Annotated in this window: 12 protein-coding genes; 8 read left to right on the plus strand and 4 right to left on the minus strand. The window is 75.9% G+C overall.

Annotation, left to right across the window (positions count from 1 at the left end):
- Window positions 1-69 precede the first annotated feature (69 nt).
- The 8 genes from ACH443_RS18205 to ACH443_RS18240 all read left to right on the plus strand — a co-directional run bounded on the left by ACH443_RS18205 (window position 70) and on the right by ACH443_RS18240 (window position 11,259).
- Window positions 70-1,425 (plus strand): MFS transporter, encoded by a 1,356-nt coding sequence (locus ACH443_RS18205; RefSeq protein WP_430591098.1) that lies wholly within the window; start codon window positions 70-72, stop codon window positions 1,423-1,425.
- Complete coding sequence (locus ACH443_RS18210; RefSeq protein ID WP_430591099.1) at window positions 1,422-3,647, plus strand: molybdopterin oxidoreductase family protein; 2,226 nt, start codon at window positions 1,422-1,424, stop codon at window positions 3,645-3,647. The genes ACH443_RS18205 and ACH443_RS18210 overlap by 4 nt, the downstream gene beginning before the upstream one ends.
- Window positions 3,644-5,317, plus strand: a complete 1,674-nt coding sequence (locus ACH443_RS18215) for an FAD-dependent oxidoreductase (protein ID WP_430591100.1) — start codon at window positions 3,644-3,646, stop codon at window positions 5,315-5,317. Before ACH443_RS18210 ends, ACH443_RS18215 begins: the two co-directional genes overlap by 4 nt.
- A gap of 107 nt (window positions 5,318-5,424) precedes the next feature.
- A complete protein-coding gene (locus tag ACH443_RS18220; protein ID WP_430591101.1) occupies window positions 5,425-6,012 on the plus strand; it encodes an AAA family ATPase in 588 nt (195 codons plus the stop codon).
- Between the two features lie 172 nt (window positions 6,013-6,184).
- Window positions 6,185-8,881, plus strand: a complete 2,697-nt coding sequence (gene nirB / locus ACH443_RS18225; RefSeq protein ID WP_430557007.1) for a nitrite reductase large subunit NirB — start codon at window positions 6,185-6,187, stop codon at window positions 8,879-8,881.
- A complete protein-coding gene (locus ACH443_RS18230) occupies window positions 8,878-9,288 on the plus strand; it encodes a nitrite reductase (NAD(P)H) small subunit (RefSeq protein WP_429766898.1) in 411 nt (136 codons plus the stop codon). Before nirB ends, ACH443_RS18230 begins: the two co-directional genes overlap by 4 nt.
- Window positions 9,285-10,088 (plus strand): uroporphyrinogen-III C-methyltransferase, encoded by an 804-nt coding sequence (cobA, locus tag ACH443_RS18235; protein ID WP_430557008.1) that lies wholly within the window; start codon window positions 9,285-9,287, stop codon window positions 10,086-10,088. The genes ACH443_RS18230 and cobA overlap by 4 nt, the downstream gene beginning before the upstream one ends.
- Before the next feature lie 37 nt (window positions 10,089-10,125).
- Entirely contained in the window at window positions 10,126-11,259 is a 1,134-nt protein-coding gene (locus ACH443_RS18240; RefSeq protein ID WP_430591122.1) for a uroporphyrinogen-III synthase, read from the plus strand.
- Here the strand turns inward: ACH443_RS18240 and ACH443_RS18245 are convergent.
- Genes ACH443_RS18245 through ACH443_RS18260 form a run of 4 tightly spaced genes read right to left on the minus strand, consistent with a single transcriptional unit; the run spans window position 11,247 to window position 14,281 of the window.
- Window positions 11,247-12,302 (minus strand): sulfate/molybdate ABC transporter ATP-binding protein, encoded by a 1,056-nt coding sequence (locus tag ACH443_RS18245; RefSeq protein WP_430591102.1) that lies wholly within the window; start codon window positions 12,300-12,302, stop codon window positions 11,247-11,249. The genes ACH443_RS18240 and ACH443_RS18245 overlap by 13 nt on opposite strands.
- Window positions 12,299-13,108 carry an ABC transporter permease gene (locus tag ACH443_RS18250; RefSeq protein ID WP_429766892.1) on the minus strand — a complete coding sequence of 270 codons (810 nt, stop codon included), beginning with the start codon at window positions 13,106-13,108 and terminating at the stop codon, window positions 12,299-12,301. The genes ACH443_RS18245 and ACH443_RS18250 overlap by 4 nt, the downstream gene beginning before the upstream one ends.
- Before the next feature lie 7 nt (window positions 13,109-13,115).
- A complete protein-coding gene (gene modA / locus ACH443_RS18255; protein WP_430591103.1) occupies window positions 13,116-13,877 on the minus strand; it encodes a molybdate ABC transporter substrate-binding protein in 762 nt (253 codons plus the stop codon).
- Window positions 13,874-14,281 (minus strand): TOBE domain-containing protein, encoded by a 408-nt coding sequence (locus ACH443_RS18260; protein WP_429767122.1) that lies wholly within the window; start codon window positions 14,279-14,281, stop codon window positions 13,874-13,876. The genes modA and ACH443_RS18260 overlap by 4 nt, the downstream gene beginning before the upstream one ends.
- Between the last annotated feature and the right edge of the window lie 66 nt (window positions 14,282-14,347).

A 14,347-nucleotide genomic window follows, 5' to 3' on the forward strand; every position in this document is an offset into this window, starting at 1 on the left:
CCCGACGACGCGCCGGTGGTTCCAGACCACCGCCCGGCGTCGTCGGGCCCGCGCACAGGAGGACACGCGATGGCCGCACCGACCACCGTGACAACGCCGGCCCGACCCGACGCGCGTCCGGGGGCGATCGACCGCCCCGGCCGCTGGATCGACCGGTGGGAGCCGGAGAACCCGGCGTTCTGGGCGGGCGGCGGCCGCCGCGTCGCGCGGCGCAACCTCGTGATCTCGGTGTTCGCCGAGTTCCTCGGGTTCTGCGTGTGGGCGCTCTGGTCGATCGTCGTGCCGCAGCTCCCGGCCGCCGGCTTCGCCTTCTCGACCGACCAGATGTTCTGGCTCATCGCGGTGCCGTCGCTCGTGGGCGCTACGCTCCGTATCCCGTACACCCTCGCGGTGCCGGTCTTCGGCGGGCGCAACTGGACGATGGTGTCGGCGGGGCTGCTGCTGATCCCGACCCTGACCATGGCGTTCGTCGTCCAGCGCCCGGACACCTCGTTCGGCGTCATGCTCGCCGTGGCCGCGCTCGCCGGGTTCGGCGGCGGCAACTTCGCCTCCTCGATGGCGAACATCTCCTTCTTCTTCCCGGAGAAGGAGAAGGGTGCGGCCCTCGGCTGGAACGCGGCGGGCGGGAACATCGGCACCGCGGCCGTGCAGCTCGCGGTGCCGCTGGTCATCACCGCGGGCGCCGGGGTCGCGCTTCAGCGGGCCGGGCTGATGTTCGTCCCGTTCGTGGTGCTGGCCGTGATCCTCGCCTGGCGGTTCATGGACAACCTGTCGGCCGCGAAGGCCGACCCGCGCACGTTCGTCGTCGCGGTGAAGGAGCCGCACACCTGGATCATCTCGTTCCTCTACATCGGCACGTTCGGGTCGTTCATCGGCTTCTCCGGCGCGTTCCCGACGCTGCTCGCGGGGCAGTTCCCCGAGGTGTCGCTGTCCCTGGCGTTCCTCGGCGCGCTCGTGGGGTCGGTCACCCGCCCCCTGGGCGGCATCCTGGCCGACCGTGTGGGCGGCGCCGTCGTGACGGTGTGCTGCTACGCCATGATGATCGCCGGGGCGCTCGGCGCGATCTCCGCGCTCGGCAGCCACAGCTTCGGCCTCTTCTTCGCCTCGTTCCTCGTGCTCTTCGTGGCCACGGGCGTGGGCAACGGGTCGGTCTACCGGATGATCCCGGCCGCCTTCCGGGTGGCGGGCGCCGGCCGCGACCTGGCGGCGACGGCGAAGGCCGCCGCCGGCTGCATCGGCATCGCGGGCGCCGTCGGCGCCTTCGGCGGGTTCCTCATCCCGCGGGGGTTCGCGATGTCGACGTCGATGACGGGCTCGCTCGTCGCCGCGCTGTGGGTGTTCGTGGGGGCGTACGCGGTGATGGCCGTCGTCACCTGGGCGGTGTACGCGCGGCGCGGCACCGCGATGCGGGCGGCGCGCGTATGACGCCGTCGGGGGCCGCGGTCGCCACCCACTGCCCGTACTGCGCCCTGCAGTGCGGCATGGAGCTCGCGCCCGCCGGCGCCCCCGGGCCCGCGGCGGAGGGTCGGGCGACGCTGCCCGTGACGGTGACGCCGCGGCAGTTCCCCACGAACGGCGGCGGGCTCTGCCAGAAGGGGTGGACCAGCGCGACGGTGCTGCGCGCGAGCGACCGGCTCACGACTCCGCTGGTCCGCGGGGCCGACGGCGCGCTCGCCCCCGCGTCGTGGGACGCCGCCCTCGACCTCGTCGCCGGGCGGCTCGCGGTGCTGGCCGCCGAGCACGGGCCGCAGGCCGTGGCGGTGTTCGGCGGCGGTGGGCTGACGAACGAGAAGGCGTACGCCCTCGGCAAGTTCGCCCGCACCGTGCTGCGCACGCCGTTCATCGACTACAACGGCCGGTTCTGCATGTCGTCCGCGGCCGCGGCGGGCAACCGGGCGTTCGGCCTGGACCGCGGGCTGCCGTTCCCGGTGACCGACCTGGCCGGGGCCGGCGCGATCCTGCTGCTGGGCTCCAACGTGGCCGAGACGATGCCGCCGTTCGTGCAGCACCTCGCCGGCGCGCGCGCCGCGGGCGGGCTCGTCGTCGTCGACCCGCGACGGTCCGCCACGGCGCGGCTCGCCGGGCCGGGCGAGGGCGTGCACCTGCAGCCTGTCCCGGGCACGGACCTCGTGGTGCTGCTGGCGCTGCTGCACGTGCTGGTGGCCGAGCGCCTCGTGGACCGGGAGTACGTGGCGGAGCGCACCGCGGGGTTCGACGACGTCGCGGGGTCGGCCGCGGCCTGGTGGCCGGAGCGCGCGGAGACGGTGTGCGGCGTCCCCGCCGAGGAGCTGCGCCGGGTGGCCCGCCTGCTGGCCGCGGCGTCGCCGTCGCGCGGGGGGCGCGGGGCGTACGTGCTCACCGGGCGCGGCGTCGAGCAGTCGGCGCAGGGCACGGCCACCGTGACGGCGGCGATCGACCTGGCCCTCGCGCTCGGGCTCGTGGGCCGGGCGGGGTCGGGGTACGGCTGCCTCACCGGGCAGGGCAACGGGCAGGGCGGGCGCGAGCACGGGCAGAAGTGCGACCAGCTGCCCGGCTACCGCAAGATCGACGACCCGGCCGCCCGCGCGCACGTCGCGGGCGTGTGGGGCGTGGACCCGGGGTCGCTGCCCGGGCCGGGCGTCCCCGCCGTCGAGCTGCTCACCTCGCTCGGCGCCCCCGGCGGGCCGCGCGCGCTGCTGGTGCACGGCTCGAACGTCGTCGTGTCGGCGCCGAACTCCGACCGGGTGCGCGAAGGGCTCGCCGCCCTCGACCTGCTCGTGGTGTGCGACGTCGTGCCGTCCGAGACCGCGCTGCTCGCCGACGTCGTGCTGCCCACCACCCAGTGGGCGGAGGAGGAGGGCACGATGACGAACCTCGAGGGACGCGTGATCCGCCGGCGGCGGGCCACCGACCCGCCGGGGGAGGCCCGGTCCGAGCTGTGGATCCTCGCGGAGCTGGCCCGACGCCTGGGCTCCGACGTCGCGTTCCCGACCGACCCCGCCGTCGTGTTCGACGAGCTGGCGCGCGCGTCGGCGGGTGGCGTCGCCGACTACTCCGGGCTCAGCCACGACCGGCTCGACGCGCACGAGGCCGCCGGCGGCCCGGGGCTGTACTGGCCCTGCCCCGCCGCTCCCTCTGACAACTCGACGGGGCAGCACCCCGGGACGCCGCGCGTGTTCCTCGACCGGTTCGCGACGCCGGACGGCCGGGCGCGGATGGTCGCGGTGGACCACGCCGGCCCGTCCGACGACGTGCGCCCCGACGCGCCGACGTACCTCGTCACGGGGCGGGTGCTGCAGCACTACCAGTCCGGCGCGCAGACGCACCGGGTGCCCGAGCTGGAGCGGCTGGTCCCCGAGCCGTACGTCGAGCTGCACCCCCTGCTCGGGCTGCGGGTCGGCGTGCCGGACGGCGGCCGGGCGCGGCTGGCCTCGGCCCGCGGCGTCGTCGAGGCGACGGCCCGCTGGACCGACGCCGTCCGCCCGGACACCGTCTTCATGCCCTTCCACTGGAGCGGCGCGGGCAGCGTCAACCGCCTCACCACCGACGCCGTCGACCCGGTCTCCGCGATGCCGGAGTTCAAGGTCTGCGCGGTGTCGGTGACGCCGGCCGTCCCCGCTCCGGCCGCGACGGCCGAGCACGTCGAGACCCTGGAGGTCCTCGCATGAGTCACGACCCGCAGCAGGGGCTGCGCGTGCCGCACCGCGTGGTCGTGATCGGTCACGGCATGGTGGGCGCGCGCCTGGCGGACGAGCTGTCCCGGCGCGACGGCGACGGCGCGCTCGACGTCACCGTGCTCGGGGCCGAGCCCTACGAGCCGTACAACCGGGTGCTGCTGTCCGACGTGGTCGCCGGGCGCACGGACGTCGCGGCGATCGGCATGCCCACGGTCGACGACGGCCGCACCCGCGTGCTGCGGGGCACGGCGGTGACGGCCGTCGACCGGGACGCCCGCGCGGTCCTCACCGACGAGGGGACCCGCCACCCCTACGACCACCTGGTCCTCGCCACCGGCGCCGCCGCGCGCCTGCCCGACGTGCCCGGCCTCGGCACGGACGCCACGGCCCTGCCCGCCGGGGTGCACGCGCTGCGCACGCTCGACGACGCCCGCGAGGTGGTCGCCGCCACCGTGAACGCCCCGCGCGCGGTGGTCGTCGGCGGCGGGGTGCTGGGCGTGGAGCTGGCGCTCGGGCTGGCCGGGCGCGGCCTGCCCACGACGCTCGTGCACGGCGCGGGGGCGCCGATGGACCGGCAGCTCGACGACCAGGCGGGCGCCGTGCTGCGCGCGAGCCTGGAGGCGGCGGGCGTGGCCGTGCGCACGGGGGTGCGGCCGCAGGAGGTGCTCGTCGTCGGCGGCCGGGCCGTCGGGGTGCGGCTCGACGGCGCGACGACCGAGCCGGGGGAGACGCTCGGCGCGGGCCTGGTCGTCCTCGCGTGCGGCACCGCGCCGGAGACGGCGCTGGCCCGACGGTCCGGGCTCGCCGTCGAGCGGGGCGTCGTCGTGGGCCCGGACCTGGCGAGCGTGACCGACCCCCGGGTCTTCGCCGTCGGCGACTGTGCGCAGCCGCCGGAGGGGTCACGCGGCCTCGTCGCGGAGGGCTGGGACCAGGCGCGGAGGCTCGCCGAGCACCTCGTGGCGCTCGCGGCACGCCCGCGCCCGGCGGCGCGGGTCGAGGGCCCGCGCGAGCACCTGCGGCTGCCGGGCGACGGCGCGGGGCCGTCGATGGCGGTGCGCCTGGGCACCCTGCTGTCCTCGCGCGCGCCGGGGGCGCGGGCGGGCGGCGTCGATGCCCGCGGGACCGACGTCGTCAAGGTCAAGGCAGGGCCGCTGAGCGTGGTCGCGATGGGTCGCTGCGGTTCCGGGCGCGTCCCGGAACCGGGGGAGCGGGCCGTGCGCCTCGGCGATCCGGCCGCGGGGCGCTTCGTCGAGGCCGTGGTGGCGGGCGGCGTCCTGGTCGGCGCGACGTGCGTGGGCGACCCTCGCGTGGCCGCCGACCTCACCGCCGCCTACACCCGCCGCACCCCCGTGCCCGCCGACCCGGCGTTCCTGCTGCTCACGCCCGTCATGCCGGCTGCCGAGCCGGCGTCCAGCCCCGAGCACATGCCCGACGACGCCACCGTCTGCCGCTGCAACGGCGTCACCAAGCACGACATCGCGGCCTGCGTGGCCGACGGCGCGACGACGCAGGACGACGTCGCCCGCGCCACGCGCGCCACCACCGGCTGCGGCAGCTGCACCGAGGCCGTGTGCGGGTTGGTGGAGTGGCTGTCGACCGCGCGGCAGGCGCGGTCGGAGACGGAGGGACAGGAGGCCGGGGAGGTCCACTCGAGCGTGTAGCGGAAGAACCGCCGCAGCCGACGTCGAGCACGCGGCGTCTCCGGCGCGGCAGGCGGCGCAGGATCCAGCCGTGGACGCGGTCGTTGTGGTTCCACGGATTCCGGTCGTTGAGCCGGCCGAGCCAGCGGCCGACGGAGCGGACCAGCGGGTTCGTCGTCGTGCGCCGATCGAGCTGCGTCGTCGGCATCGTCCTCGGCATGGCCGGCGAGGGTAGCGTCACGACCGTGCCGAACCTCGTCCTGCTGTGCGGCCCCGCCGGCGCGGGCAAGTCCACGCACGCCCGCCGCTACGCGGCCGACGGCTTCGCGGTCGCGTCCGTCGACGAGCTCGCGTGGGCGGCCGGGCACCCGGCGGTGCACCCGCTGCCCGCCGGCGCGGCCCGCCGGGTGGCGGACGCGCTGCGGTCCCGGGTCGCGACGCTCCTCGAGGAGGGGCGCGACGTCGTCGTCGACTCGTCGTTCTGGTCCCGCGCGTCCCGGGAGGAGTACCGGGCGCTCGGCGCGACGCACGGCGCGGACACGGTGGTCGTCCACGTCGACACGCCGCGCGACGTCGCCCTCGCGCGCGTCGCCGCCCGGGCCGCCGCGCACCCGCACGACGTCGTCCTGACCCCCGAGGTCGCGGCGGCGTACCACGACGGCTTCGAGGTCCCGACGCCCGACGAGGGCCCGCTGGAGACCGTCCGCGGGATGTGACCTTCGAGCACGGGATCTGTACCGCGATGAGGTCCCATGGCGATACAGATCCCGTGCTCGACAGGGACAGGACGGTTCTCTCGCGCGGCATGTTTCGCGCGTGAGGCAGATGTTCCCGTGAGGTAACCGTGGCCTGACGGCCGCGACACGGCGGCTTCCTAGCGTCAGCGCCATGAACGAGACGCAGGGCACGCCCCCCAGCACCCGGCCGGACCCGCGGCACGTCGTCGTCGTGGGCGGCGGCATGGTCGCGCAGCGCTTCGTCGAGGCGCTGCGGGCGCGCGACGACGCCGGCGCCTGGCGCGTGACCGTCTTCGCGGAGGAGCCGCGCAAGCCGTACGACCGGGTCGGGCTCACGCGCTACTTCGAGGTGCGCGACGCCGAGGAGCTCACGCTCGGCGACCCGGCGCTGTGGGACGACCCGCTGGTCGACCTGCACCGGGACTGCGCCGTCGCGTCGATCGACCGTGCCGCGCAGACCGTGACCGACCGCCTCGGCCGCGTGCACGCCTACGACGAGCTGGTGCTCGCGACGGGCTCGAGCGCCGCGATGCCGCCCATCGACGGCAACGACCTGCCCGGCGTCTTCGTGTACCGCACCATCGACGACGTCGCGGCGCTGCGCGGCTGGGTCGAGTCCAAGCGCGAGGCGGGGCGCGTCGAGACGCGGGGCGGCGTGGTCGAGCGGCCGGTGCGCGGCGCGGTCGTCGGCGGCGGCCTGCTGGGGCTGGAGGCCGCGGGCGCGCTCAAGGCGCTCGGCGCGCAGGCCACGGTGATCCAGTTCGGCACGCACCTCATGGACGTGCAGATCGACCTGGGCGGCGGGCACGCGCTCAAGCGGCTCATCAACGACAAGGGCATCTCGGTCCGCACCGACACCGCGACCAAGGCGATCCGCCCGCACCGCCGTACCGGGCACGTGGGCCGCATGGACTTCGCCGACGGCGGCCGGCTCGACGTGGACGTCGTCGTGATGGCCACGGGCGTGCGGCCCCGCGACGAGCTCGCCCGCGCGGCAGGCCTGGAGGTCGGCGAGCGCGGCGGTGCCGTCGTCGACCTCACCTGCCGCACGGCCGACGCGCACGTCTGGGCGATCGGCGAGGTCGCCTGCATCGAGGGCCGCTGCCTCGGCCTGGTGGCACCGGGCAACACGATGGCGGAGGTCGTGGCCGACCGGCTGCTCGGGGGCGAGGCCACGTTCCCCGGCGCGGACACGGCGACCAAGCTCAAGCTCTCGGGCGTCGACGTCGCGAGCTTCGGCGACGCGCACGGCCGCACCGAGAAGTCGGTCGAGATCGTGTGGGCCGACCCGCTGCGCGGCGTCTACAGCAAGCTCGTGATGGCCGACGACGCGCGCACCCTGCTGGGCGGCGTCTTCGTCGGCGACGCCGGGCCGTACGCGTCGCTGCGCCCGATGCTCGGCGCGGAGCTGCCGGGAGACCCGTCGGCGTTCCTGCTCCCCGAGGGCGCGGGCGGCGCGCCCACGCTCGAGCTGCCCGACGACGCGAACGTCTGCTCCTGCAACAACGTCTCGGCGGGCACGATCCGCGGTGCGGTGACGGAGCACGACTGCACCGACGTCGCCGGCGTCAAGGCGTGCACGCGGGCCGGGACCACGTGCGGCGCCTGCCTGCCGCTGGTCACCAAGCTGACGAAGACGGAGCTGGCCAAGGCCGGCGTCGAGGTGAGCAACGCGCTGTGCGAGCACTTCGAGCTCTCCCGCGCCCAGCTCTTCGACGCCGTGCGCGTGGCCGACCTGCACACGTTCAGCGAGATCATCGCCCGGTTCGGGCGGGTGCCCGACGGCGCGAGCGACGCCGGCCGTGGCTGCGACATCTGCAAGCCGACCGTGGCCTCGATCCTGGCCAGCCTCGGCAACGGGCACATCCTCGCGGGCGAGCAGGCCACCCTGCAGGACACCAACGACCACATGCTCGCCAACATGCAGAAGGACGGGACGTACTCGGTCGTCCCGCGCATGCCGGGCGGCGAGGTGACGCCGGAGGGGCTGATCGTCGTGGGGCAGGTCGCGAAGGACTTCGGCCTCTACACGAAGATCACCGGCGGGCAGCGGATCGACATGTTCGGCGCCCGCGTCGAGCAGCTCCCGGAGATCTGGCGGCGGCTCGTGGACGCCGGCTTCGAGTCCGGGCACGCGTACGGCAAGTCGCTGCGCACCGTGAAGTCGTGCGTCGGGTCCACCTGGTGCCGGTACGGGGTGCAGGACTCCGTGGGCATGGCCGTCGAGCTCGAGCTGCGCTACCGCGGCCTGCGCTCCCCGCACAAGCTCAAGCTCGGCGTCTCCGGCTGCGCCCGCGAGTGCGCGGAGGCCCGCGGCAAGGACGTCGGGGTCATCGCCACCGACCAGGGGTGGAACGTCTACGTGGGCGGCAACGGCGGCCAGACGCCGAAGCACGCGCAGCTCCTCGCCGAGAACCTCTCGTCCGCCGAGCTGCTGCGCACCGTCGACCGCTTCCTCATGCTGTACATCCGCACCGCCGACCGGCTGCAGCGCACCGCGCCGTGGGTGGAGGAGTACGAGGGCGGGCTCGAGGCGATCCGCCAGGTGGTGATCGAGGACTCCCTCGGCATCGGCGCGGATCTCGACGCCGCGATGGCGCAGCACGTGGAGGGGTACGAGGACGAGTGGAAGGCCGTGCTCGACGACCCGGAGAAGCTGGCCCGGTTCGGCTCCTTCGTCAACGCCCCGACCACGCCCGACCCGGCGCTCGCGTACGTGCCCGAGCGCGGGCAGAAGCGCCCGGCCACCGCGGACGAGGTCGCCTCCGGCACCGCCGACCCCGATCTCGTCTCCGCCCTCACCAGCCCCGTCCTCGTCGCCGGCCCCACCCTGGAGGTGCGCGCATGACCGCCCTGACCCCGAGCCCCACCGCCACGACCCTCGTCGACGGCCCCGGCTGGACCGCCGTCTGCCCGCTGGGCGCGCTGGCCCCCGAGCGCGGCGCCGCCGCCCTGGTGACCGGCTCGGACGGCGAGGAGCTGCAGGTGGCGCTGTTCCGCCTGCTCGACGGCACGGTCTGCGCCGTGCAGCAGCTGGACCCGTACTCGGGCGCGAACGTCATGTCGCGCGGCATCGTCGGCACCCGCGGCGGCACGCCTACCGTGGCGTCCCCGGTGTACAAGCAGGTCTTCGAGCTGCACACGGGTCGCTGCCTCGACGCGGCGGGCAAGGAGCCCCGCGCGGGGCTGGCGGGGGACCTCGCGTCGTACCCGGTCGTCGTGTCCGGCGGCGTCGTGCACGTGGGGATCGGATGACGACGCGGGACGCGGCCCCAGGCCGCGTCACCCTGGTCGGCGCCGGTCCGGGCGCCGCAGACCTGCTCACGTACCGCGCGTGGCGCGCGCTGACCACGGCCGACGTCGTCGTCACCGACCGGCTGGTGCCGCGCGAGGTCCTCGACGACCTGGGCCCCGGCGTCGAGGTCGTCGATGTCGGCAAGACGCCGGGCCGGCACACGTTGCCGCAGGAGGAGATCGACGCGTTGATCGTGGCGCGCGCGCTCGCCGGCGAGCGCGTGGTGCGCCTCAAGGGCGGCGACCCGTTCGTCTTCGGCCGCGGCGGTGAGGAGGTCGCGGCCTGCCGTGCCGCCGGGGTACCGGTCGAGGTGGTGCCCGGGGTCTCGTCCGCGCTCGCCGCGCCCGCGCTGGCCGGGGTGCCGCTGACGCACCGCGGCACGACGACGGCGTTCCACGTCGTCACGGGCCACACCCGCGACGGCGCGGCGGGCGGCGACGTGCTCGACGACGTCTCCGTCGCGTGCGTGACCTCGCGGGCGGCGACGCTGGTCGTGCTCATGGGCGTGGCCGCCCTGCCCGGGATCGTCGCCCGCCTGCTGGACGCGGGCGCCGCGCCGGGGACGCCCGTCGCTATCGTGGAACGAGGTTCGCTGCCCGACCAGCGGGTCACGCGCGTCGCCCTCGACCTGGCCGCCAAGCGTGCCGAGGAGGTCGGGGTCCGCGCGCCGGCCGTGGTCGTGATCGGCGACGTGGCCCACGAGGAGCTGCTGGAGGTCGCGCGTGACGCAGGAGGAGCCGCAGGGCAGGTCGGTGGCTGATACCGCGCCGGGCCCCCGGCCGGCGCTGGGCCAGGTGATGGCGGGCTGCACGGTGCTGGTCACGGCCGACCGCCGCTCGGGCGAGCTGGCCGCCGCCCTGGAGCGCCGCGGCGCCTCGGTCCGGCACGCTCCGGCGCTGAGCATGATCCCGCACGTGGACGACGACGCCCTGATCGCGGCGACGCGCGCCCTCGTCGCCGACCCGCCGGACGTCGTCGTCGGGACCACCGGCGTCGGGTTCCGCGCGTGGATCGAGGCCGCCGACGCGCACGGGCTCGCCGACGACCTGCTCGCCGTCCTGGGCCGGTCGCGGATCGTCGCGCGCGGCCCCAAGGCGCGCGGCGCCATCCAGGCCGCGGGGCTGCAGGCCGACTGGGTCGCGGAGTCGGAGACGTCGGCCGAGGTCGCCGAGGTGCTGCTCAGCGAGGGCGTGGGCGGGCTGCACGTCGCCATCCAGCACCACGGGGCGGGCGCCGACGGGCTGGATGCCGTGTTCGAGAAGGCCGGCGCCCGGGTGTCCGCGCTGGTCGTGTACCGATGGGGACCGCCGCCCGACCCGGCCGCCGTCGAGGACTCCGTGCGCGCCGCCGCGGCGGGCGAGATCGACGCCGTCGCCTTCACGTCCGCGCCCGGCGCCGAGGCGTGGCTGCGCGCGGTCGAGACCCAGGGCCTGCGGGACGCGGTCGTGGCGCGGTTCGTCGACGGGTCGATGGTCGCCGCCGCCGTCGGGCCCGTCACCGCGCGCCCGCTGGAGTCGCGCGGCATCCCGACCCTGCAGCCCGAGCGCGGCCGGCTCGGCGCGCTCGTGCGGTCGATCGTCGGGCACTACGAGCACCTGGAATCGGTGGCCCTCGCCACCGTCGCCGGGCCGCTCGTCATCCGGGCGCGCGTCGCCGTCCTGGACCAGCAGGTGCTGCCCCTGTCGCCGACCGGCGTCGAGGTGCTGCGGCTGCTCGCCGCCGCCGGAGGCGACGTCGTGCCGCGCGAGCGCGTGCTCGACGTGCTGCCCGGCAGCTCCCGCGACCCGCACGCCGTCGAGGTCGCCGTCGCCCGCCTGCGCGACGCCACCGGCCGACGCGAGCTGGTCAAGACCGTCGTCAAGCGCGGCTACCGGCTGGAGCTCGCGCACGACGACGCGCACTGGACGGCCACCGAGGGTCACGCCGGGTAGACGTCGACCTCCGCGGCCTTGACCGACAGCCACACCGGCGCGCCGGGCACGAGGGCGAGCTCGGCGGCGGACTGGGGCGTGACGTCGGCGGCGAGGCGGTCGGTGCGCACGCGCACCAGGTCGCCGCGCGGCTCGAGGGACCGCACCGTGGCGCGGAACGTGTTGCGCGGGGAGCCGTGCCGCTCGTCGAGGTACACGGCGACGGCGGCGGGTCGGAAGACGGCGGTCGTGGGTGTGCCCGCGGCGATCCCGTCGGCCGGGGTGCGGCCGTGCACCACCTCGCCCGCGGGGGTGCGCACGCCGTCGCCGGTCCACGACCCGGCCAGGAGGTTGAGCCCGGCGATCTTCGCCGCGAACGCGCTGCGCGGCCGGCTCAGCACCTGGGCGGTCGGGCCGCGTTCGACGACGCGCCCGCCCTCGACCACGGCCACCTCGTCGGCGAGCAGCAGCGCGTCGAGGACGTCGTGGGTGGTGATCACGGCCGTCTGCCCCTCGAGCAGGTGCCGGAGGGTCTGGCGCAGCTCGGGCGTGACGTCGACGTCGAGCGCGGCCATGGGCTCGTCGAGCAGCAGCAGCCGCGGCTCGGCCGCGAGCGCCCGCGCGACGGCGATGCGCTGCGCCTGCCCGCCCGACAGGGTCGACGGCGCACGGTCCGCCAGGTGCGCGAGCCCGACCTGCTCGAGCCGCCGGTCTGCCGCCGCGGCGGCCGTGCGCCGTCGGGCGCCCTGGGACCGCGGCCCGAACGCCACGTTCTGGCGCACGGACAGGTGCGGGAAGAGCAGCGGCTCCTGCGCGAGCAGCGCGACGTGCCGGTCGTGCGGCGGCACCCAGGTGCGGACGCGGCCGCCGGCGGCGCGCACGAGGGGGCGGCCGTCGAGCGCGATCTCGCCGTCGTGCGGGCGCAGCGTGCCCGCCGTGAGGCCGAGCGCCGTCGACTTGCCCGCCCCGTTGGGGCCGAGCAGGGCGATGGTGCGGCCCTCGGGGACGTCGAGCTCGACGTCGAAGCCGCGGGCGGGCAGCGTGGCGGCGAACGTCAGCGTCACAGCGGGCTCCGGTCGCGCCGCGTGGCGGCGATGACGAGGACGGCGACCACGACGAGCAGGAGGGACAGCGCGACGGCGGCGTCGGGGTCGGTCTCGCGCTGCAGGTAGATCTCCAGCGGCAGGGTGCGGGTGACGCCCTGCAGGCTGCCGGCGAACGTGATGGTGGCGCCGAACTCGCCGAGGGCGCGGGCGAACGACAGCACCGCCCCGGACAGCAGGCCCGGCCACACGAGGGGGAGGGTCACGCGGCGCAGCACCGTCGTCGGGCGCGCGCCGAGCGACGCCGCGACCGCCTCGTAGCGTGCGCCCGCCGTGCGCAGCGCGCCCTCGAGGCTCGTCACGAGGAACGGCAGCGCGACGAACGTCTGCGCCAGCACCACCGCCGTCGTCGAGAACGCGATCTGCACGCCCGCCACCTCCAGCGTCTCGCCGAGCAGGCCGCGGCGGCCGAACGTGTAGAGCAGCGCGATGCCGCCCACCACGGGCGGCAGCACCAGCGGCACCATGACCAGCGAGCGCAGCAGGTCGATGCCGGGGAAGCGGCACCGCGCCAGCACGAGCGCCATCGGGACGCCGAGCACGAGGCACGCGACCGTGCTCGCGGCCGACGTCTGCAGGCTCAGCAGCAGCGCCGCCCGCGCCGACTCGCTGGTGATCAGCGACCAGTAGCTCGACCAGTCGACCCGCGTCGCCATCGCGACCAGCGGCAGCAGCACGAACAGCCCGCCCACCGCGGCGGGCACGAACGCCCATCGCGGCAGGCCGACGGCGGTCCCCCCGGTGGTCGAGCCTGGCGACACCCGCACGGGACGCCTACGGGGCCGCGAAGCCGAACCCGGCGAGGGTCCGCCGGCCGTCGTCCGACAGGACGAGGTCGACGAACTCCTGCGCGAGCTCCGCCTGCTCGGCGTCGGCGACGGGCGCGATCGGATACGTGTTGACGGCCTCGGACGCCTCGGGGAGCTCGACGCCCTCGACGTCGTCGCCCGCGGCGGCGACGTCCGTGACGTACACGAGCCCGGCGTCCGCCTCGCCCGCGATCACCTTGCCGAGGACGTCGGTCACGCTCTGCTCCTCGCTCACGGGCCGGAGGTCGAGGCCCGCGGCGTCGGCGACCTTCGCGGACGCGGCCCCGCACGGCACCTCGGGCGCGCACAGCAGGAGCTTCACGTCCGGGGAGGCGAGGTCCTGGAGGGACTCGACGCCGGCCGGGTTGCCCGGCGGGACGGCGATCTCCAGCGTGTTGGTGGCGAAGTCCCGCGGGTCGGTCACCAGGTCGTCTCCGACGAGCTTGTCCATGTTCGCCGTGTCCGCGGAGGCGAAGACGTCGGCGGGCGCGCCCTGCTGGATCTGCGCCACCAGGTCGGACGACCCCGCGAAGCTGAGCTGGACGTCCACGCCGTCGTGCGCCGCCTCGAACTGCTCGGCGAGGTCCTCGAACGAGCCTTTCAGCGAGGCCGCCGCGAAGACGGTGAGCGTCGTCGTGCCGCCGTCGTCGCCCGACGCCGGCGCGCCGCAGCCCGCCAGCGCCGTCACTGCGAGCGCCGCGGCCCCGGCGGCGATGTGCTTCCTCATGCGACACCCTTGTCCTCTGCCTCGATCACGACCGTCGTCGACTTGATGACCGCCACCGCCACGGAGCCGCGCTCGAGACCGAGGTCGCGCACGGCCTCGCTGCTCATGAGCGACACCACGCGGAACGGGCCGCACTGCAGCTCCACCTGCGACATGACCGGGTCGCTCTGGATGTCCGTGACGAGCCCGACGAAGCGGTTGCGCGCCGAGCTCTTCATCCCGCCGGGCAGGGCTGGGACGGTCGCGTGCTCGCGCGCCACCATCGCCACCTCGTACCCGTCGACGACCTTGCGGCCCGACGCGTCCGTCGTGGACCCGAGCAGCCCGCGGTCGATCCAGCGGCGCACCGTGTCGTCGCTGACGCCGAGGTACACGGACGCTTCCGAAACTCGCATGTGCGGCACGGGCAGCAGCATAGCCCCGCATCTGCGGGGAACGCTGCGGGTGCGGCTCCCGCCGGGGACCGTGGG

Source organism: Isoptericola sp. NPDC019571, assembly GCF_044389385.1.
Lineage (GTDB): Bacteria > Actinomycetota > Actinomycetes > Actinomycetales > Cellulomonadaceae > Isoptericola > Isoptericola nanjingensis.